The organism is Nocardia exalbida NBRC 100660 (assembly GCF_000308575.1).
Classification (GTDB): domain Bacteria; phylum Actinomycetota; class Actinomycetes; order Mycobacteriales; family Mycobacteriaceae; genus Nocardia; species Nocardia exalbida.
On record NZ_BAFZ01000032.1, the window covers coordinates 38,692 to 56,623 of the forward strand.

Here is a 17,932-nt window from a genome sequence, read left to right on the forward strand (position 1 = left end):
TCGCGTCGGGGCCGAAGCGCTCAGCCGGGCGCTTCGGGGCCGGACGAGCGTAATTCCCTTGCGAGATGGGCGATGTGGGCGGGGCCGACACGGCAGCATCCGCCGATGATCCGCGCCCCCCGCTCGTACCAGTCGCGGGCTTGGGCCGGCGTGAACTGTGGGGGACCGGTCCAGCGATGGCGCGCCGCATCCCAGCCTTCGCCGCTGTTGGGGTAGGCGACCGCGGGTTTGCCGGTGCTGGCGGCGAGTTCCACCGCGGCCGAGACATCGGCGGGGGCGCAACAGTTCACGCCGATCGCGACGATCGAGGCCGAGTCCGCAGCCACCGCGAAGGCGTCGGCGAGCGGTTGACCGGCACGCGTGCGGTCGCCGTCGACGGTGTAGCTGAGCCATGCGGGCACGCCGAGCTCGTTCACCAAGTCCACCAGTGCCTCGGCCTCATCGATATCGGGAACGGTCTCCACGGCCAGCAGGTCCGCGCCCGCCTCGGCGAGCACCTCCATACGCGGCCGATGCCATGCTCGCAGTTCGGCCACGGTGCGGCCGTAGCGGCCGCGATATTCCGATCCGTCGGCGCGCGCGGCGCCGTACGGGCCGACCGAGGCGGCGACCCACCGGCGCCGCCCATCGCCGGCGCGGGCATCGCGCGCGGCGCGGGCCAGCGCCACGCCGCGCTGCCACAGCCGCACCGATTCCGTCCTGGTCAGCCCGCGCGCGGCGAAACCATCGAGGGAAGCCTGGTAGGTCACGGTGGTCGCGATGTCGGCGCCCGCGCGGAAGTAGGCGGCGTGCACCGCCTCGATCGCGGCGGGTTCGTCCACGAGCAGACGTGCCGACCACAACGCGCCGGACAGGTCGTGGCCGCGCGCCTCCAGCTCGGTGGCCAATCCACCGTCCGAGATCAGTACTCCCGCCGCGGGGTCGAACAGCACGGTTCCACTGTAGGACGCGGCTTATTCGTCGTCGCTGGGCTGGGCGGTCGGTGGCACGCCGGTGTCGAGGAAGCGGATGAGCCGCTCGATGCGTGCCGTGTGGTCGACGCAGCGTTCCAGGTGATGCCCCAGCAGGGCGATATCGATCGCTACCTCGGTGGACGGCTGGGTCGCTGGGTCGCGCAGCGCGGAATGCAGCTGCTGGTGCAGCGTTTCCATCGGGCGACCGGCGGGCGTCTCCTCCTCCGGCAGCGGGTGGCGGCCCGCGACCGCTTGCCCGGCCAGCGCCGTGCGCTCGGCCGCCAGCTTGCCCATCGCGGCGAGGATGTCCAGGATCGGTTGCTCCGCCGCGTGTCCGGGATGACTCTGGTACACCTTGTCGGCGACCCGGCTGGCGAGCCGGCCGATGTGGGACAGTTCACCGGCGATCTGGATCGCCGTCACCACGTGCCGCAGGTCGCGGGCCACCGGCGCCTGTAATGCCAGCAGCACCACGGTGCGCGCCTCGCACGCGCCGTACATCTTCTGCAACTGCTCGTCGAGCGCGAAGACCTCGTAGGTCGCGGTGAGATCGGCGTCGACCAGCGCGTCGGTGACACGCTCGACGGCGTCGTGGGCGAGCGTGCACATCAGCGTCAGATCATTCGTCAACGCGATGAGCTCGGCAGTGAACTGGGTGCGCACCGCCAAATTCTCACCCATGGAAGTGCGCGGGGTCGATTCCTTGCCGAATGTTCTTCGGTAACGGCATCGCCGCGGCCGACCGGCTGGCCACCCTCGCGGAGGGGGACGGGGGAGCTCGCCCGCTCGCGAAGCTGTGAGCGCGGCTGAAAGCCGCAGGTCCAGAGGCTTTTTGGAGCTGCATCGCGCCGCGGCGAAACCGGCGCGTGAGATCGGGGGACCGGGGGACGATCGCCCGGCGAACGGGCTGCTGGTCGACGGGAGCTCAGCGGATTCGGGGAGAGATATTGCGAGACGGCCGATTTGTGGCTCGCATCACAAAAAGGTATTGGTGCGCAGAGGTCTTCGCTCGATTGCTCCCCGCACGCCCCACGCGGTCCGATGCGGCGGCACCACCGGTCGGCACTGCGCGATGCGAGGGGGCGGCCGTTTGCGCCCCGATATCTGGCGGTGCCATAGCGCACCGCATGCGGGCTCGTGCCCTGTTAGACGCCCGAAACGCGGACGCGGCGCGGCCTGCCGAGGGGTGTGACCGGTGTTACCGTCGCGGCATGCCGAACTTGCGCGACATCCAGCATCGAGTGGTGACAGCGTTCCAGCGGCGCGTGGGCAATCCGCTGCTCAGCACGCTGCCCGGGCAGACCCTCCTGGAGACCACCGGCCGGGTCAGCGGGCAGCCGCGGACCACGCCGGTCGGTGGGCGGCGGGTCGGGCGGGAGTTCTGGTTGGTCTCCGAGTTCGGTGAGCGTTCGCAGTATGTCCGGAACATCAAGGCCGACAATCGGGTTCGGTTGCGGTTGCATGGGCGCTGGCACACCGGCACCGCTCATCTGCTGCCCGAGGACGACCCGCGTGCCCGCTTGGCCGCCCTGCCGCGCGCCAACAGCGCGGCCGTGCGGCTTGTCGGTACCGATCTGCTCACCGTGCGCATCGATCTGGACGACTGAGCCCGCGCCCGGGGCGGGGATACCGATCACCCGACCGGGATGCGAATAGTTTGCTGCGACGATGGTGGGCATGATCCGTGTGTTGCTCGCCCGCTGGACCGTAGTCGTACCGCTGCTGGCCGTCCTCGCCCTCGCGGCCACCTGGGGCCGCAATCTGCCCGGCGTCGCGGTGACGATCGTGGTGGTGGCGTTGATCGGGGCGGTGCTCGCGGCGGTGCACCACGCGGAAGTGGTCGCCCGCCGCGTCGGTGAACCGTTCGGCTCGCTGGTGCTGGCCGTCGCGGTGACCGTGATCGAAGTCGCGCTCATCCTCACTCTGATGGGCCAAGGCGGTGGCAAGACCGCGACTCTGGCCCGCGACACGGTCTTCGCCGCGGCGATGATCACCTGCAACGGGATCTTCGGTCTCTGCCTGCTGGTGGGCGCGTTGCGGCGGCGGGTGGCGGTGTTCAACGCGGAAGGCACCGGTGCGGCGCTGGCCACCGTGGCGACGCTGGCCACGCTCAGTCTCGTGCTGCCGACCTTCACCACGAGCAAGCCCGGTCCGGAGTTCTCACCCGCGCAGCTGGCTTTCGCCGCGGTGGCCTCGCTCGCGTTGTACGGCTTGTTCGTGCTCGTGCAGACGGTGCGTCATCCGGGCGACTTCCTGCCGGTCGAGGTGGGTGGCACCGTTGCCGACGGTGACGAGCACATCGAGTCGCCCAGCGTGCGCACCGCGCTCGCCGCCCTCGCTCTGCTGCTGGTCGCTCTCATCTGCGTGGTGGGGCTGGCGAAGGTGGTCTCGCCCGCCGTCGAGTCGGCGGTGGAGTCGGCGGGACTGCCGCAGTCGGCGGTCGGCGTGGTGATCGCGTTGCTGGTGCTGCTGCCCGAGACGCTCGCCGCGGTCCGGGCCGCGCGCCGCGACCAGGTGCAGATCGGTCTCAATCTGGCCCTGGGTTCGGCCATGGCGAGCATCGGCCTGACCATCCCGGCTATCGCGGTGGCGAGCATCTGGCTGGACGGCCCCTTGGTGCTCGGTCTCGGCGCGACCCAGATGGTGCTGCTGGCCCTGACCGTCGTCGTGGGCGGCCTGACGATCGTCCCCGGACGCGCGACTCTCCTCCAAGGGGGCGTCCACTTGGCAGTGTTCGCGGCTTTCATCGGCCTGGCCGCCAGCCCGTAGCGTCGATTTCTCGCGGCCTGCGCACTCGGGGACGCGGCCGTCAGTGGGGGTGCTGCGCGGCGTATCTGGCGCGTTCCAGCGCTTCCCGCTGGGCTTGTCGTGGGTTCTTCAGATCGGCGGGCAATCCGTGCTTCGCGAGCCGGTGCGCGCGGTTCATCGGCATGAAGGCGACGGTGTAGAACAGGGCCAGCAGCAGCGCCAGCAGGACCATCGCGCCGCGCAGCCACAGTTCGCCGGGGAACAGCAGGAACGCCGCGAACAGCGGTGTGAACGGCACCAGCCCGCGCAGGACGTGCCGGGTGGTGGCGAACCGGCCGGTCAGGTCGTCGCGCACCCACTCACGCATCGAATCGGGCAGGCGGCGTCCGAAGGCGTAGCCGATCCACTGGATCGGGTGGGGCCGTCGTCGTTCTCGTGTCATTACCGGGCTCCTCGGGTGGGGGACGGGGCATCGGGCTCCGCGAGCACCGACCGGCGGGCCGCCTCGTTCACCCGGGTGAGAGTGTCGCGCAACTGCTCGAGGTCGGCCATGGTCACGCCGAGGCGCCGCACGACGGCGGGCGGGATCTGCTCGGCCTTCGCGCGCAGCGCGGCTCCGTCCGAGGTCAGGTTCACCACCAGGTTCCGCTCGTCCCGGCTGTCCCGTTCGCGACTGATCAGCCCGGCCGCTTCCAGGCGCTTGAGCAACGGGGACAGCGTCGGAGAGTCGAGCTGGACGGCCTCGGCGATCGCTTTGACCGACATCGGCGCCTCACCCCACAGCGCGAGCATCACCAGATACTGCGGGTGGGTCAGGCCGAGCGGCTCCAGCAGCGGCCGGTAGACGGCCAGCACGGCACGATTGGCCACCGCCAGCGCGAAGCACACCTGGCGGTCCAAGCGCAGCGGATCGTCGATCTCGGGCTCCATCGGTCCTCCTTGTCCGCGCTCCAAGTTAGCGCATTAATAGTTAGTGCGTTAATCGATGTGGCCGACATCTCGGCGCGAGATCCCGGCTCCGGGGCCGCCGCTGGATACCGTGAGATCCATGCACTACGGACGCGGGGCCGATCCGCGCATCCAGGAGCTCGACGCGGTTCGTGGCTTCGCGCTGTGCGGCATCCTGGTGGTGGATATCTGGCGGATCGCCGACATGGCGGCCACGGACGAGTCGGGCGTGCTGAGACCGATCCGGCACGTGCTGTCGGTGGTGGTCGAGGGACGGTTCTTCCCGATCTTCTCGTTCCTGTTCGGAATCGGCTTCGCATTACTGCTGGACAAAGCCGCGGAGCGCGGCGAGCGCCCCCGGTTGGTCCTGATCCGCCGCTTGCTGGCGCTCGGGGTGATCGGCGCCGTCCATCAGCTGTTCCAGCCGGGTGAGGCGCTGCTTCCGTACGCGCTGGCCGGGCTGGCGATCCTGCTGCCCGCCTCGGCGCTGCCGAACTGGGTGGTGCTGGTGGCCGGCCTGGCGGGCACGTTGGGCGTGGCGCTGGCCCTGGGCGGCGGACTGGCCCTGGCGCCCGGGTTGTTCCTGCTGGGCCTGGCCGCCGCGCGCGCTGGAATCGTGGACACCCTGGATGAGCGGGTCTGGCAGATCGGCGCCGTGTTCGCCCTCGCCTTGCCCGCCGCGATAGTGGCGGGAATGTGGGAGTACCGCACACCGTATCTGGAGCTGTGGTCCACGCCCGCCACGGCCGTGGCGGGCCTGCTGGGTGCGCTGGCCTACCTCACCGGCTTGCTGCTGTTGCTGCGCGTCGAGCCCGGTCAGGTCCTGGCGGAGGTGTTGCGGCCGCTGGGCCGCATGGCGTTGACCAACTACGTGGGCGCCACCGCGCTGATCCTGCTCGCCGCACCGCGTCTGGGTCTCTACGGCTCCGGCGACTACGCGCCGGTGCTGGGGTTGGCGGTGGCGATCATCCTGGTACAGGCGGTGTTCAGTGCGGTGTGGTTGCGGTTGTTCGAATACGGTCCGCTGGAATGGGTGGGGCGGTGTGTCACCTGGTGGACGGTGGCGCCGATCCGGCGGGTACGGCTGCCGAGCCGCCCGTATTGAACTCGGCCGCCGTCGTCTTCGGGTCTCGGCGCCATCCGGTTTGTTCAGCGCTGCTCGTTCTCGATGCGCCGCAGGACATTCAGCATCGCCAGCACCGACTCGGCGCGGACCGTACCCTGTCGCAGCCCGTCGCGCAGCACCGGTTCGAGTGCCTCGTGCGCGGCGTTTCCCTTGAGCGCGTTGATCAATGCCAGTTCGCTGCCGCGCGTCGCCGCCAGCCGGGGTTCGGTGAACGGGTCCAGGCTGGCGAGCCCGAAGTAACCGCGGAACACCTCCAGTGTCTCGTAGGAGGGGTTCACCGCCTGCCCGGTGCGCAGCTTCCAGAGGTAATTGGCGGACAGGCGCGCGCCGGTGGCGCGGTGGATGTCCGCGGCCAGCGCGCGGTGGGTGATCTGGTGCGGCCGCCCGTCGTTCCCGGTGGGCGGGTGCATTCCGTCGATGAGTGTGTTGAGCGCCCGCGTGAACGGGTGTAAGTCCTCCCCCATGGCAGCGTTGTCTCCTGTGGTTGACAGGGTATGTGGCGTAGATCATACTCGTGCGTGCTCCGCCTGCGCATGCCGTTGTGGTCGCCCCCGAGGGTGAGTGACCGCGAGGGGTCCGGCGTCCGAGAGCGGTAGCAGGTGGGGCGATCATCGTCGCTCGCCCCATCTCCTCGGCGTTGCACGGGCAGCCTGTGCGCGATACCGGAACCGCAGCGCCAGAAGATTTTTCGCGCAGTCGCCGCGCACGCCCGATCGTCTTGGATGAGGACGGGTTCGAAAGCGGCGCGAAGGATGGGGCGGACCGGCGTGCTGCCGAGCGGGTGCATGCGCCATAGACGAGGGCTCTGAGATTCGACGCCTTTGGCGGACCGGAGATTTCGAGATGGTCGCGCCGGTGATCGTCACGCGGTGACGCGGGCGTGATCGCTCCACCGACGGCGGCACTGTCGAATCACCCGGCCCGCGAGGACATTCCGGTGCCGGCTCGTCGAGGCTCGCTCGGTGTCGACGGCCTTTCGGGGCGTGGCGATGCGTGGCACGGCCTGCGCACGCATGCGCTGGGTGTCGGCCACCGATTCGGTGGAAACTCGGCGTTCGACCACGTCGGTCACCCGCTCGGTGCCGGTGAGGCAACCGGAGGATGTGCGGTCCGCGGCGACGAGCCCGCTGGGTGCCTACCAGGGCTTCGCGCGGGCCGGAGGTGTCGGGCAGCCACGCGGCGGGCGGACGTCGATCAGGAGGCGGAGGCTCCGGTCTGCCGGATCGCGTCGAGAACCTCGCCGTAGGTCATCGTCGTGGAGTTCACGAGCGCGCGCTCCGACGACACGTCGATGTCGACGGAGTCGATGCCGTTGACGCCGCGCAGCGCCGATTCGATCGCCGACGCGGACTCGCGCGTAACGTTGTGCAGGGTAACTGTGTACGTCATGCAGATCGCATTGACCGATTCCATCCCCTCAAACTTTCCTTTTTGTCGCGTTTGACTGCCGGGGGCCCGGGAATAGCGGAGTTGTCAAACGACTCGACGCCACAGGGATTGCCATGATCATCATTATCGGGCTCATCGCCTTGATCGCGGCCGTGATCGTCGGAGTTGCCGCCGTAGTGGGCAACACCGGCTCCGCTCAGCAACTGACGAGCGATTTCGCGGTATTCGACTATCACTTCCACGGTTCCACCGGAGCACTGTTCGGTTACGGAGTGACCCTCGGTGCGATCGGGATGTTCGGACTCGCCCTCGTGCTATCCGGCGCTTGGCGGGTGACCCGTCGCGGCATGGTCGCGCGTCGTGAACTCGCGAAGTCTCGCCGCGAGATGGCGGCGGTGCGGCGTGATCTGCCGGCGGACACTTCCGCACCGGCGGCGCGGGCTCCTCAGCAGGAGCCGGCCTGGCGGCGGTGGCTGCACACCCCCCGTTCGGGTACTGCCCGGACCGATCGCGGCGCGACGGTCTCGACTTCGAAACCTGTGACCGCGAAGTAATTGAGAAGAAAAGGAATACGACAATGATCATTCTCGGCCTCATCCTCTTGGTCCTGGGCTGGCTGCTCGGAATTTCGCTGCTCACCACCGCGGGCATCATCGTGCTGATCATCGGGCTCGTGCTGCTGGTGGCCGGCTCGGTAGGCCGTCCGGTGGGTGGCCGCCGCTGGTATTACTAGGGATTGCTCATGAAGTTCGAAGATCGCCTCGCGCACCAAGTGCAAGCGACCAGGGGCAGCGTGAAGAAATTCCTCGGCCGAGCGACCGGCAACCCCCGGCTGGAGGCCGAGGGACGGCGTGAGCAGGGCCGCGGCAACGTCAAGCGCGCCGCGGACAAACTGCGGGACGCTTTCAAGCGCTGACCGCGCACCGCCCGCCCGTGCCGGGCGAAGGCCATCGGCCTTCGCCCGGCATCGGCGTGTTCCGAGCGGTGCCCTGCGTTCGAGTCAGATGCCGGCGACGTCGGTGAGCTGGCCGATGCCGTAGGTGACGGCCATGGCCAGCGCGCCGCCGAGTACCACCCGGATCATCGCCCGGCCACGGGAGCTACCACCCAGCCGGGCGCTGACCGACCCGGTGAGCGCGAGCGCGGCGAGCACGGCCCCGAACGTCACCGGGATGCGGGCGGTGACCGGCGGTAGCAAGATGGCCAGCAACGGCAGCAGCGCGCCGAGCGTGAAGGCCACCGCCGAGGAGAACGCCGCCTGCCACGGATTGGTCAGTTCGGCCGGATTCAACCCCAGTTCGGCCTCCGCGTGCGCGGTGAACGCGTCGTGCGCGGTGAGTTCTTCGGCGACCTTGCGCGCCGTTTCGGGCGTCAGGCCCTTGGCCCGGTAGATCCCGGTGAGTTCGGCCAGCTCGTAGTCCGGTTCGTCGCGCAATTCCCTGCGTTCTTTCGCCAGCAGAGCCCGCTCCGAATCGCGCTGGGTGCTGACCGAGACGTATTCGCCCACCGCCATCGAGATCGCCCCCGCCGAAAGACCCGCGATGCCCGCGGTGAACAGGGCCTGGGTGTCGGTGGTCGCCGCCGCGACGCCGACGACCAGTCCCGCCGTGGACACGATGCCGTCGTTCGCGCCGAGCACCCCCGCGCGCAGCCAGTTGAGCTTGGATGCGAAGCCGTTGCCATGCGGTTCGTGCGGATGTGCGCCGGAGGCGCCGGTCGTGCGGTCCATGAAGACGCACCTTAATCACCCCGCGACGCGCGGGCGGGAACCACGACCCTGGCGCGGCTATGTGCGGGGCGGGCGGGGAACCGCGAGCGGATGCGGAAGCATCGTGCGGTGGATGACCTGGAGGATCAGCAGGAACAGGACCGAAAGCCCCGCGGTGGCGAAATCCCCCGCCAGCACCGCGAGTACGGCGAACGCGCCGAATACGGGGAACTCCAGCACCGCGCACCAGCGCAGGATCCGCAGCCGCCTGGCGTTGGCGCTCAGCCGCTGCACACCGTCGTCGATAATGGTCAGCGCCGTCTCGTAGCGCACCATGCCGTCGCCGACCTGGACGAACATGTGCACCGCCTGGTCGCGGCTGAGTTCGCCGAGCCAGGCCCGGTCGATCAGCCGCTTGCCCTCCTCGGCGACCTCCTTGATAACCGCGTCCATGCGGCCCCCTTCCCAGTCGATCGCAGAGTCTAGCGGCCGAATCGCGCCTTCCCAGTGGCGATTCGAGCGGGCGACGCTGTCGCACCCAGGGGCGGCTACGAGGGCCGCTCGATCTCCGAACGGTCGTCACGGATGCCGAGCCACGCGAAGTCCCGTGCCCTGGTGATCGCGACCAGCTTCTGACGCTCGGCCAGCTGGGCTCGTTCGCGGCTCGCGCCCGTCCGGGGCCCAGCGCCACCGGACCAACTCGGATGGAAGACCGCCGCGAAGTCGAGCCCCTTGGCGCGGTGCACCGTGCCGACCTTGACCGCGGGGTGCGGCGTCCCGTCGTAGTCCTCCAAGGGCAGCGTCGCGATGCCGACGGCGTCGAGCGCCCCGGCGAGCCGGGCGGCCTCCTGCCGCGTCCGGGTGAGCACCGCGATGTCGGACAACGGTTTCCCGCATTCGCGGATGCCGTCGACCAGCGCCGGCTCCAGGTAGTGATCCGGTCCGCGCCAGATCCGCACCACGCCGTCGGGCAGGGTGACGTCGGCGTCGCGCAGCAGCACGCCGGTCGCGTCGTCGAAATCGCCGAGCTCGTTCACCGCATCGATCCCGGCGGCGTTCTCCCAGACACGACGGCGGTTGCGGTAGTTGACCCGCAGGACCTCGCCGCGGCCGCGCAGGTCGATGCCCGCGTCGGCCATGCGCCAGCCCCCGGCGTACACCTGCTGCTGGCCGTCGCCGAGCAGCAGCAGCGGGCTCGATCCGTTGCCGCCCGCGATGGCGTGGGCCAGCCGCAGCCCGGCCAGCGTCATGTCCTGCGCTTCGTCGACGACGACCGCGTCGTAGGGTTCGGGCAGCGGTTCGTTGCGGATCTCGGCCAGGGCGATGGCGATGACGTCGCTGTATACGGGACGTAGAGCTCGTGCCACACCTCGGCGCGCCGGTCGTCGTCGAGACGAATGCCGTTGCGTCCATGGCGCTCCGCGCGCTGATAGACGTCGAGATCGTCGATTTCACGGCCCTTGATGACCCGGTCGATCTCCTCGCGCCAATAGCTTTCGTGCGGCTCGATGTCCTCGAAGACGGCTCTCGCCTGCTCCCAGACCCGGCCGAACACCCGGTCGGCTCCCCGCGGGTCGAGCTTCGGCACCGCGATCCGCTCCCCGAGGAAATCCATGGCCCAGGAATGCAGGCCGGCGAACTGGACGCGCCCCTCGGTCCCCGGCGCGAGTCGCCGGAAATAGGTCTCCTGGCAGTTCGCGAGCGTCTTGACGAACGTCGTGTACAGCTGACGGCCGGTGGACCGCTTCGCCTGCCTGGCCATGCGGTGCAGCGCCACCACCGTCTTGCCGGTGCCCGCCGGACCGGCGATCCGGGCGGGGCCGGTGTAGGTGCGCGAGACCAGCACCTCCTGTTCGGGATCCAGGAAGGTCATCCAGTGCTGGAACGGCTTCTCCAGGGCCGCGTCGCGCTGCGGCGACAACACTTCCGACCGATCGAGCAGGGCTGGATCCGGTGGGTCCGGCGACACGTCCTCGATCTCGAGCAGGTCGTACTCCCGGGCCGACTGGTGGGCGACGGTGTTCGCGATGGCCTGTACCCGGGTGGGCCGCAACTGCCGGTGGCGTGCGCGGATCACTCGATCGAGCTCACCCGGCCCGGCGACGGCGAACCGGCCGTCCCCGCGCCGCCGGATCTCGCCGGGTACGAGCAGAACGATCTGCGCGTCATGGGCGACGATCTTCTCGCGCCCGAACTGCAATTTGCCGAACGTCGCTTCGACATGGCGGCGGATGCCGTCGAGTTCGGCGGGGACGTCCTCGGCGAAGCGAAACGCGAAAAGCCCTGTGCCGCAGATCAGCAGGGCGTGGGGATGGTCGGCGGGCACCGGATCCCGGTGGACGAGAAGGTACCGTCCCGGCTCGGCCAGCGCCTCGGCGAAGAACGTCCGCTGGCGCGATGTGTAGCCGGGGATGCGGGTCAGCGCATCCGTGACAAGCGAAAGCCAGGTGTTCATGGAGTCCCCCTTCCGGTGCACACCTACCCCGTCTTCGACGGTAAAGACACGGCGTCGAGGAGGGAATGGGTCGAGAGTTTTCGGGGGCAACCGTTATCGAAACGGACGGATCGGACGCCGGAATGTTGTCGCCCCGTCACCCGAATGTGTTGTGCGGCTAGGTGCTTGCCTGCGCGCCGGTGCGGCGCACGGCGCTGGGCGTTGTGCCCCACCATCTTCGGGCGCATCGGGTGAACGTCGCCTGCTCGGACAACCCGATCAGCGAGGCCACCTGACTCATCGGCATGTCCGTCGTGGTCAGATATCGTCGCGCCGCGTCCCGGCGGACCTCGTCCAGGATCGCGGCGAACGAGGTGTGCTCGGCGGCGAGACGTCGTTGCAGGGTGCGCGGGTGCACCGTGAGAAGCCGTGCCACCGCGCCGATCTCGGGTGCGGCGGTGCCGAGCAATTGCTGCACGGCGGCGCGTACCTGCGGGGCGACCGCCGCCGCCGCGTCGCCGGACTGCGCGGCCAGGAACGCCATGGCCAGCCGGTGCAGGTTCTCGTCACCGCCGGTGAGCGGCCTGCTCGCCAGGCTTCTCGGCACCCGCAGCGCCGCGAACGGCCGCTCGACCCGCACCGGCGCGCCGAAGAACTCCTCGTAACCGGCGACCGCCGCTTCCGGCCGATAGGGCAGCTCGACCGAGCGCAGCCCGTAGCGGTCGTCCACCAAGCGCTGAATGGTGCGATGCACGAATGCCAGCCCGAGGTCGGTGCCCTGGACGGGTGTGGGAAGTCCGGGCCGCACGCCGTAGCGCAGCGCGATCACGCCGCGATCGCCATAGGGGTCGGGCTCCAGCGTCAAGCTGAGCGACCGCGCGTGCAGGAACAGGTATCGCGACGAACATTCGAGTACGTCGGCCAGCGACGCCGAATTGCGGATGGCCAGCGCCAGCGGGCCGAGCATGTCCAGGTCCTGCCGATGGGAGATCCGTAGGCCGAGGTCGGGACAGCGCAGCTGGTGCGCGGCCAGTTCCAGCACCGCCGCGACGGACTCGTCGGGCACGAGCAGGTCGTCGGTGTCCAGGGCGGCCACCGGCAGGCCGCATGCCGTGGCCAGTGCCTCGGCGTCACCACCCAGCTCGGCGACAGTGGCGCGAAATCCGCGCAACCCCGCGGAGCGAATTACCGACATGTCGTCGAGGATCAAATACTTGTCGCGCGAAGTCAAGAAAGTGGCCGCGCTCGGCTCGCACACTGGAGACATGACCGAAGCCGCCGCAGCACCGGACCACCTCGATGTCGTGATCGTCGGCGCCGGGCTATCCGGCATCGGCGCGGCCTACCGGCTGCAGACCGAATGCCGGGGCAAGACCTACGCCATCCTGGAGGCTCGCGACACCCTGGGCGGCACCTGGGACCTGTTCAAATACCCGGGCATCCGCTCGGACTCGGACATGTTCACTCTCGGCTACCCGTTCAAGCCGTGGCGTGACGCCAAGTCGATCGCCGACGGCCCGTCGATCCTGCGCTACATCACCGAGACCGCGACCGAGCACGGCATCGACCGGCACATCCGCTACGGCACCAAGGTGATCGCCGCCGACTGGGACAGCGGCGCCGCGCGCTGGACGCTGACCCTCGAGCAGCGCGACGAGTCGGGCGCCACCGAGACGCGCACGCTCACCTGCGGCTTCCTCTACGCCTGCGCCGGGTACTACGACTACGACCGGCCCTACGCGCCGGAGTTCCCCGGCATCTCGTCGTTCGCGGGCGAAGTGGTGCACCCGCAGTTCTGGCCCGAGGACTACGACTATCGCGGCAAGCGCGTCGTGGTGATCGGCAGCGGCGCCACCGCGGTCACGCTGGTCCCGGCCATGGCGGAGCAAGCGCAACTGGTGACGATGCTGCAACGGTCGCCGACCTGGATCAGCGCCGTTCCGGGCCGGGACAAAGTGGCCGACAAGATCCGCGAGCTGCTGCCGCCGCGGCCTGCGCACCGCCTGATCCGAACCAAGAACATCCTGTTCGGCATCGGCTTCTACCAGTACTGCCGGCGCCGTCCGGAAGCGGCGCGCAAGCTGCTCACCGGTCTCACCACCCGCATCCTGAAGGACGACCGGGCCGTCGCCGAGCACTTCACACCCAGCTACAACCCCTGGGACCAGCGGCTGTGCGCCGTCCCGGACGCGGACTTCTTCAAGGCGATGAAGAAGGGCAAGGCCGAGGTCGTCACCGACCACATCGACACGTTCGTGCCGGAGGGTATCCGGCTGAAGTCCGGCCGGGTGCTCGAGGCGGACGTCGTGATCACCGCTACCGGGCTGCAACTGCTCGCCTTCGGCGGCATCACGCCCAGCGTCGACGGCGCGCGGGTCGAGTTGTCCGACCAGTTCGTCTGGCAGGGGACCATGCTCACCGGCGTCCCCAACTTCGCCGTGTGCATCGGATACACCAACGCCTCGTGGACGCTGCGCGCAGATCTCACCTCCCGGTTGATCTGCAAAGTGCTCAATCACATGGACCGCAAGGGCTACGCCGCCGTGGTGCCCGAGCCGCGGGGCGAACTCGGCGAACACCCGCTGCTGGATCTGGCCTCCGGCTACATCCAGCGCTCCATCGGCGACTTCCCCCGCCAAGGTGACCGTCATCCGTGGAAGGTGCGGCAGAACTACCTGCTCGACTCGGCGACCACCCTGCGCACGGACTTGGACAAGACGCTCACCGGCACGCCGAAATCGGCGGTCCGGCCGCCGGTGCCCGTTTCCTAGCTCGGCGGAGGCGAGACCTATTCCGCGCCGAGGCGACCTATTCCGCGCGGAGGTGACCTATTCCGCGCGGAGGACGACGATGCCCGGGGTGGACCGCACGTACTCGGTGAAGGGCGAGTCCACCACTTTGTCGTTGCCCGCGAGCGAGGACGCGTTGCGGAAGACCGGCCCCGCGTCGGTCATGACGAAGATGCCGACGTGGGTGACGTCCAGGCCCGGCTGGTCGGTGTAGGCGCCGATGTAGTCGCCGGTGCGCAGCCCGTTCACGACGCCCTGGTCGATGGCCGCGCTGGGAATATAGGTGATCGCGCGATCGACCACGGGCAGCCCGGGAAGGTAGTTGCCGCCGTCGGCTTTCGCGTTGAGGTGCTTGGTGACGGTCACCGCCGCGGGGCTCACCGCCGCCGTGACGTCGGTGGCCGCGACTCCGCTGGTGTGCGCCCAGTCGGTGAAGAAGTGTTTGCGCTGCCGGAAATCGACTCGGCCATCGGCGTAACGCGTCTCGATCAGGTTCCTGGTGAACTGGTCGCGGTCGGCGGATCTGCTGAGCGCCTCGACGTAATCGAGGTAGGTGAAGCAGTCCACCCTGCGGAAGTCGATGACCAGCTGTTCGGGCTGGGTCGCCGACCCGACCAGCATGTTCGCGCCGTAGGGCGTGCCGAGGAACGGACGCGACAGCAGTTCGATCAACTCCGCCTTGCTCGCCGAAGCGGGTGCCTGAGCGCGCGACGACAGCACTTCGTCGAGCTTGCGCGCGGTGAAATCGTCGAGCCGCGCGGCGTCCGGGGCGGCGAGCGCGGGTGGTGTCGACACCGCGGCGCAGACGAGGGCCGCGAGAACGAGCAGTACACGAGCGATGGTGCGCAAGACGCCTCCAGCAGCGGTGATCAGCCGATCGGGACACAACAGCGACCCCCACCGTAGCCCGGCGGCGGGCGCGCAGGGAGCGTCATCGCCTAGCGCCGTCCAAACACCCTTCCTGATGGACTGAACGCCGGGCCGCGTCGCAGCGACCCGAACGTCCAACCGAAAGGGATATCCGACATGACGAGAATCGTTCGAGCCACCCTCGCTCTCGGCGGTCTGCTCGCCGCGGGTGCGCTGCTGGTTCCGGCGACCGCCTCCGCGCAGCCGCGGCCCGGCGGACTGCTCGAAACGACATGCAGCTTCGCCCAGCTCGACGCCGCCGTCCATGCCCAGTTCCCCGATCTCGCCGCCCGGCTCGACGCGCATCCCGACCGCAAGGCGAAGTTGCAGGAGTTCCTGAGTCTCCCGGTCGAGCAGCGCAAGCAGCGTGCCCAGGAGTTTCTGGACCAGCACCCGGAGGCCAAGGGCAGGCTCGAGGAGCGCCGCGACTCGCCGCAGGCGCAGGAGCACCGCGACAAGATGCGCGTCCTCGCCGAGACCTGCCACAACTACTGAGCCCGGACGGGCGAGGTGTCGGACTCGCCCGTACCCCTCGGGTAGCCGCGCCGGGGTCGCGTCGCGGTGCGTCATCCCTGGGCGCGCGGGAATTCGACGGTGACCGCGAGACCGCCGTCTGGACGCGCCGCCGCACGGACCGTGCCCCCGTGGGCCTGCGCGACGGAGCGCACGATCGACAGGCCGAGCCCGGCGCCGCGTGCACCGGAATCGGCCAAGCGTTCGGTGGTGGAGAGTCGGCGGAACGGTTCGAAGAGGCTCTCGACCTCGAAAGCGGGGACCGGCGCACCGCTGTTCTCCACGGTGAGCACGGCGCGGTCGCCGATCGCTCGGGACCGGATCGCCACCCAGCCGTGCTCGGGAAGGTTGTAGCGCAGTGCGTTGTCCAGCAGATTGAGCACGAGGCGTTCCAGCAGCAGCGGATCTCCGAGCACGGTCGCGGATTCGAGATCGGCGGAGATCTCGGCCCCCGGCCGCGCGGCGCATGTTGCGACCGCGTCGGCGGCGATGTCGGCGACGTCGATGCGACGGTGTTCGGTCAGCCGCTGTTCGCTGGTCGCCAGCACCAGAAGGCCGTCGATGAGCCGTTCGTGCCTGCGGTTGACCTCCAGCAGCGTCGCCCCGAGCCGGCGGGTGGACTCGGGAACGCCGGGGTCTTCCAGCGCCACCTCGATCAGCGTCCGGTTGATGGTCAGCGGTGTGCGCAGCTCGTGGGAGGCGTTCGCCACGAACCGGCGCTGTCCGTCGAAGGCCCGGTCCAGGCGCTCGAGCATCGCGTCGAACGTGTCGGCCAGATCCTTGATCTCGTCCCGCGGACCGTCGAGGGCGATGCGCTCGTGCAGGCTGGTGTCGGCGACGCGCCGCGCGGTCGCGGTGATCCGCTGCAAGGGATGCAGGGCGCGTCCGGCCAGCAACCAGCCGAATCCGCCCGCGGCGATCCCCACCGCGCCGAGCGATACCAGCGACCAGACCAGCATGGCGCGCAAGGTGTCCCGCCGATTCCGCTGGGCCTGCTCGGTCAGCGCTTCGAACAACTCCGTGGAGACCGGCGCCCGGTTCCGCTCGGCGCGCTCGAGCAGATACTCCCGTACCACTTGCTGCGCGCCGCCGCCGGGCCGTCGCTCCAGCGACTGGTTCAGGTAGAAGTACATCAACGCGATGAGTACCGCACCGGCCAGGAAGAACGCCGTCGCGTACAGCAGGGTGAGCCGCAGCCGGATCGTGCGCCCGCTCATCGGATCCGGTACCCCACGCCGGGCTCGGTCTCGATCACCCGCGGCTCGCCCAGCTTCCGCCGCACGTTCATGATCGTGTACCGCACGACGCCGGTGAACGGGTCGATGTGCTCGTCCCAGGCCTTCTCCAGCAGTTGCTCGGCCGAGACCACGCCGCCGTCCGCGCGCAGCAGCTCGGCCAGCACCGCGAACTCCTTGCGCGACAGCGTCACCGGTTCGCCGTTCCTGGTGACGGAGAACCGGTGCGGGTCGAGCCGGATGCCGGAGCGTTCCAGCACCGGGGGAGCGGCGCTGCGCGCCCGGCGCCCGAGCGCCTGAATACGGGCGACCAGCTCGGCGAACGCGAACGGTTTCGTCAGGTAGTCATCGGCGCCCAGCCCCAGACCCGCTACCCGTTCGGCCACGGCGCTCGCCGCTGTGAGCATCAGGATCCGGGCCGAGCCGCCGGACGCGGTGAGCGTGCCGCACACCGCGTCACCGGAGACGCCGGGTAGATCCCGATCGAGTACCACCACGTCGTAGTCGTTGACGCCGGTACGCTCCAGCGCCGCCGCGCCGTCGTACACCACGTCGACCGCCATGGCATGTCGGCGCAGCCCGTCGGCGATCGCGTCGGCCAGCAATGTCTCGTCCTCTACAACAAGCACCCGCACCCCGTCATCGTGCCCCCTGCCGCTGTTGGTCGGCCGTTAGTTCGGCCCGGGGCCGCCGTCCTGGGTAGGCTCGCGACGACCCGGCGCACCCGACTCCGCAGGAGAGACAAGTCATGGCAGGCGACTGGAACACCCAGATCATCGAAGAATTCCGCGCCAACCAGGGCAAGGTGGGCGGCCCCTTCGAGGGCCGCGAGCTGCTGCTGCTCACCAGCATCGGCGCCAAATCCGGTCTTCCGCGCACCAATCCGCTCGCGTTCGTCCGCGACGGCGACGACATCGTGGTCATCGCCTCCAAAGCGGGCGCTCCGACCAATCCGGACTGGTTTCACAACGTGCGCGTCAATCCGACGGTCACCCTCGAGATCGGCATCGAAACCCTCGAGGCGACGGCGACTCCGATCACCGAAGGGCCGGAGCGCGATCGCCTCTACGCCGCGATGGTCGAGGTGATGCCCGGTTTCGCCGAGTACCAGGAGAAGACCGACCGGGTGATTCCGGTCGTCAAGCTGACGCCGCGCTGAGCGGAGCCGGTGCGCGGTTCG

23 protein-coding genes are annotated in these 17,932 nt (G+C 69.4%); 9 read left to right on the forward strand and 14 right to left on the reverse strand.

The genetic code is table 11. The features are described 5' to 3' along the window. Nucleotides 1-20: 20 nt before the first annotated feature. On the reverse strand, nt 21-905 hold the full coding sequence (gene mmuM, locus ON29_RS06365; protein ID WP_051174938.1) for a homocysteine S-methyltransferase: 885 nt from the start codon (nt 903-905) through the stop codon (nt 21-23). A gap of 48 nt (nt 906-953) precedes the next feature. After that, nucleotides 954-1,616, reverse strand: a complete 663-nt coding sequence (locus ON29_RS06370) for a phosphate signaling complex PhoU family protein (RefSeq protein ID WP_245548840.1) — start codon at nt 1,614-1,616, stop codon at nt 954-956. 548 nt (nt 1,617-2,164) lie between these two features. Here ON29_RS06370 and ON29_RS06375 point away from each other — a divergent pair. Next, complete coding sequence (locus tag ON29_RS06375) at nt 2,165-2,560, forward strand: nitroreductase/quinone reductase family protein (protein WP_040865218.1); 396 nt, start codon at nt 2,165-2,167, stop codon at nt 2,558-2,560. A 70-nt stretch (nt 2,561-2,630) separates the two neighbouring features. Beyond that, the gene (locus ON29_RS06380; RefSeq protein WP_217999084.1) at nt 2,631-3,722 is read left to right on the forward strand and encodes a calcium:cation antiporter; all 1,092 of its coding nucleotides are present in this window, start codon (nt 2,631-2,633) and stop codon (nt 3,720-3,722) included. Between the two features lie 40 nt (nt 3,723-3,762). Here the strand turns inward: ON29_RS06380 and ON29_RS06385 are convergent, their stop codons facing one another. Next, nucleotides 3,763-4,143, reverse strand: a complete 381-nt coding sequence (locus ON29_RS06385) for a DUF5313 family protein (protein ID WP_040865220.1) — start codon at nt 4,141-4,143, stop codon at nt 3,763-3,765. Then, nucleotides 4,143-4,631 (reverse strand): MarR family winged helix-turn-helix transcriptional regulator, encoded by a 489-nt coding sequence (locus tag ON29_RS06390; RefSeq protein WP_051174939.1) that lies wholly within the window; start codon nt 4,629-4,631, stop codon nt 4,143-4,145. Before ON29_RS06390 ends, ON29_RS06385 begins: the two co-directional genes overlap by 1 nt. 118 nt (nt 4,632-4,749) lie before the next feature. On the opposite strand from ON29_RS06390, the gene ON29_RS06395 reads away from it, so the two are divergent. Continuing rightward, nucleotides 4,750-5,754 carry a DUF418 domain-containing protein gene (locus tag ON29_RS06395; protein WP_040865221.1) on the forward strand — a complete coding sequence of 335 codons (1,005 nt, stop codon included), beginning with the start codon at nt 4,750-4,752 and terminating at the stop codon, nt 5,752-5,754. Between the two features lie 44 nt (nt 5,755-5,798). On the opposite strand, the gene ON29_RS06400 is transcribed toward ON29_RS06395, so the two are convergent. Continuing rightward, complete coding sequence (locus tag ON29_RS06400) at nt 5,799-6,239, reverse strand: hypothetical protein (RefSeq protein ID WP_157172669.1); 441 nt, start codon at nt 6,237-6,239, stop codon at nt 5,799-5,801. A gap of 730 nt (nt 6,240-6,969) precedes the next feature. Then, the gene (locus ON29_RS06410; RefSeq protein ID WP_062971665.1) at nt 6,970-7,164 is read right to left on the reverse strand and encodes a heavy-metal-associated domain-containing protein; all 195 of its coding nucleotides are present in this window, start codon (nt 7,162-7,164) and stop codon (nt 6,970-6,972) included. Nucleotides 7,165-7,277: 113 nt separating this feature from the next. Between ON29_RS06410 and ON29_RS33620 the strand changes: the two genes are divergently transcribed. The 3 genes from ON29_RS33620 to ON29_RS34485 are packed head-to-tail and all read left to right on the forward strand — an operon-like array spanning nt 7,278 to nt 8,080. Next, nucleotides 7,278-7,718, forward strand: coding sequence for a hypothetical protein (locus tag ON29_RS33620; protein WP_051174911.1), 441 nt, complete (start codon nt 7,278-7,280; stop codon nt 7,716-7,718). Between the two features lie 23 nt (nt 7,719-7,741). Then, a complete protein-coding gene (locus ON29_RS36350; RefSeq protein WP_085994835.1) occupies nt 7,742-7,897 on the forward strand; it encodes a DUF6131 family protein in 156 nt (51 codons plus the stop codon). A gap of 9 nt (nt 7,898-7,906) precedes the next feature. Beyond that, on the forward strand, nt 7,907-8,080 hold the full coding sequence (locus ON29_RS34485; RefSeq protein ID WP_083863269.1) for a CsbD family protein: 174 nt from the start codon (nt 7,907-7,909) through the stop codon (nt 8,078-8,080). A gap of 84 nt (nt 8,081-8,164) precedes the next feature. Here the strand turns inward: ON29_RS34485 and ON29_RS06420 are convergent, their stop codons facing one another. The 5 genes from ON29_RS06420 to ON29_RS06435 all read right to left on the reverse strand — a co-directional run bounded on the left by ON29_RS06420 (nt 8,165) and on the right by ON29_RS06435 (nt 12,501). Then, on the reverse strand, nt 8,165-8,893 hold the full coding sequence (locus tag ON29_RS06420; protein ID WP_040865225.1) for a VIT1/CCC1 transporter family protein: 729 nt from the start codon (nt 8,891-8,893) through the stop codon (nt 8,165-8,167). 57 nt (nt 8,894-8,950) lie between these two features. Beyond that, on the reverse strand, nt 8,951-9,325 hold the full coding sequence (locus ON29_RS06425) for a hypothetical protein (RefSeq protein ID WP_040865226.1): 375 nt from the start codon (nt 9,323-9,325) through the stop codon (nt 8,951-8,953). Nucleotides 9,326-9,420: 95 nt separating this feature from the next. Beyond that, nucleotides 9,421-10,122 (reverse strand): 3'-5' exonuclease, encoded by a 702-nt coding sequence (locus ON29_RS33625; protein ID WP_051174912.1) that lies wholly within the window; start codon nt 10,120-10,122, stop codon nt 9,421-9,423. Beyond that, complete coding sequence (locus ON29_RS36870) at nt 10,119-11,327, reverse strand: DEAD/DEAH box helicase (protein ID WP_051174913.1); 1,209 nt, start codon at nt 11,325-11,327, stop codon at nt 10,119-10,121. Before ON29_RS36870 ends, ON29_RS33625 begins: the two co-directional genes overlap by 4 nt. A 157-nt stretch (nt 11,328-11,484) precedes the next feature. Further along, on the reverse strand, nt 11,485-12,501 hold the full coding sequence (locus ON29_RS06435; RefSeq protein WP_040865301.1) for an AraC family transcriptional regulator: 1,017 nt from the start codon (nt 12,499-12,501) through the stop codon (nt 11,485-11,487). 70 nt (nt 12,502-12,571) lie between these two features. Here ON29_RS06435 and ON29_RS06440 point away from each other — a divergent pair, with 70 nt between their 5' ends. Continuing rightward, nucleotides 12,572-14,077 carry a flavin-containing monooxygenase gene (locus ON29_RS06440; protein ID WP_040865227.1) on the forward strand — a complete coding sequence of 502 codons (1,506 nt, stop codon included), beginning with the start codon at nt 12,572-12,574 and terminating at the stop codon, nt 14,075-14,077. Between the two features lie 57 nt (nt 14,078-14,134). On the opposite strand, the gene ON29_RS06445 is transcribed toward ON29_RS06440, so the two are convergent. Then, nucleotides 14,135-14,944 carry a DUF1460 domain-containing protein gene (locus ON29_RS06445; protein ID WP_040865228.1) on the reverse strand — a complete coding sequence of 270 codons (810 nt, stop codon included), beginning with the start codon at nt 14,942-14,944 and terminating at the stop codon, nt 14,135-14,137. 177 nt (nt 14,945-15,121) lie between these two features. Here ON29_RS06445 and ON29_RS36875 point away from each other — a divergent pair, with 177 nt between their 5' ends. After that, nucleotides 15,122-15,499, forward strand: a complete 378-nt coding sequence (locus ON29_RS36875) for a hemophore-related protein (protein ID WP_051174914.1) — start codon at nt 15,122-15,124, stop codon at nt 15,497-15,499. A 71-nt stretch (nt 15,500-15,570) separates the two neighbouring features. Here the strand turns inward: ON29_RS36875 and ON29_RS06455 are convergent, their stop codons facing one another. Next, complete coding sequence (locus tag ON29_RS06455; protein ID WP_040865229.1) at nt 15,571-16,734, reverse strand: sensor histidine kinase; 1,164 nt, start codon at nt 16,732-16,734, stop codon at nt 15,571-15,573. Next, entirely contained in the window at nt 16,731-17,387 is a 657-nt protein-coding gene (locus tag ON29_RS06460) for a response regulator transcription factor (RefSeq protein WP_174371785.1), read from the reverse strand. The genes ON29_RS06455 and ON29_RS06460 overlap by 4 nt, the downstream gene beginning before the upstream one ends. A 113-nt stretch (nt 17,388-17,500) precedes the next feature. Between ON29_RS06460 and ON29_RS06465 the strand changes: the two genes are divergently transcribed. Beyond that, nucleotides 17,501-17,911 carry a nitroreductase family deazaflavin-dependent oxidoreductase gene (locus ON29_RS06465; protein WP_040865230.1) on the forward strand — a complete coding sequence of 137 codons (411 nt, stop codon included), beginning with the start codon at nt 17,501-17,503 and terminating at the stop codon, nt 17,909-17,911. Nucleotides 17,912-17,932: the final 21 nt, after the last annotated feature.

What these genes read in the sequence shown, in the direction of transcription:
- ON29_RS36350 (WP_085994835.1), top strand. Translation starts at nt 7,742, where the DNA reads ATGATCATTCTCGGCCTCATCCTCTTGGTCCTGGGCTGGCTGCTCGGA.
- ON29_RS06465 (WP_040865230.1), top strand. Translation starts at nt 17,501, where the DNA reads ATGGCAGGCGACTGGAACACCCAGATCATCGAAGAATTCCGCGCCAAC.
- ON29_RS33620 (WP_051174911.1), top strand. Translation starts at nt 7,278, where the DNA reads ATGATCATCATTATCGGGCTCATCGCCTTGATCGCGGCCGTGATCGTC.
- ON29_RS06380 (WP_217999084.1), top strand. Translation starts at nt 2,631, where the DNA reads ATGATCCGTGTGTTGCTCGCCCGCTGGACCGTAGTCGTACCGCTGCTG.
- ON29_RS06375 (WP_040865218.1), top strand. Translation starts at nt 2,165, where the DNA reads ATGCCGAACTTGCGCGACATCCAGCATCGAGTGGTGACAGCGTTCCAG.
- ON29_RS06395 (WP_040865221.1), top strand. Translation starts at nt 4,750, where the DNA reads ATGCACTACGGACGCGGGGCCGATCCGCGCATCCAGGAGCTCGACGCG.
- ON29_RS06390 (WP_051174939.1), bottom strand. Translation starts at nt 4,631, where the DNA reads ATGGAGCCCGAGATCGACGATCCGCTGCGCTTGGACCGCCAGGTGTGC.
- ON29_RS33625 (WP_051174912.1), bottom strand. Translation starts at nt 10,122, where the DNA reads ATGACGCTGGCCGGGCTGCGGCTGGCCCACGCCATCGCGGGCGGCAAC.
- ON29_RS06420 (WP_040865225.1), bottom strand. Translation starts at nt 8,893, where the DNA reads ATGGACCGCACGACCGGCGCCTCCGGCGCACATCCGCACGAACCGCAT.
- ON29_RS06435 (WP_040865301.1), bottom strand. Translation starts at nt 12,501, where the DNA reads ATGTCGGTAATTCGCTCCGCGGGGTTGCGCGGATTTCGCGCCACTGTC.
- ON29_RS06455 (WP_040865229.1), bottom strand. Translation starts at nt 16,734, where the DNA reads ATGAGCGGGCGCACGATCCGGCTGCGGCTCACCCTGCTGTACGCGACG.
- ON29_RS06425 (WP_040865226.1), bottom strand. Translation starts at nt 9,325, where the DNA reads ATGGACGCGGTTATCAAGGAGGTCGCCGAGGAGGGCAAGCGGCTGATC.
- ON29_RS36875 (WP_051174914.1), top strand. Translation starts at nt 15,122, where the DNA reads ATGACGAGAATCGTTCGAGCCACCCTCGCTCTCGGCGGTCTGCTCGCC.
- ON29_RS06440 (WP_040865227.1), top strand. Translation starts at nt 12,572, where the DNA reads ATGACCGAAGCCGCCGCAGCACCGGACCACCTCGATGTCGTGATCGTC.
- ON29_RS06410 (WP_062971665.1), bottom strand. Translation starts at nt 7,164, where the DNA reads ATGACGTACACAGTTACCCTGCACAACGTTACGCGCGAGTCCGCGTCG.
- ON29_RS34485 (WP_083863269.1), top strand. Translation starts at nt 7,907, where the DNA reads ATGAAGTTCGAAGATCGCCTCGCGCACCAAGTGCAAGCGACCAGGGGC.
- ON29_RS36870 (WP_051174913.1), bottom strand. Translation starts at nt 11,327, where the DNA reads ATGAACACCTGGCTTTCGCTTGTCACGGATGCGCTGACCCGCATCCCC.
- ON29_RS06385 (WP_040865220.1), bottom strand. Translation starts at nt 4,143, where the DNA reads ATGACACGAGAACGACGACGGCCCCACCCGATCCAGTGGATCGGCTAC.
- ON29_RS06400 (WP_157172669.1), bottom strand. Translation starts at nt 6,239, where the DNA reads ATGGGGGAGGACTTACACCCGTTCACGCGGGCGCTCAACACACTCATC.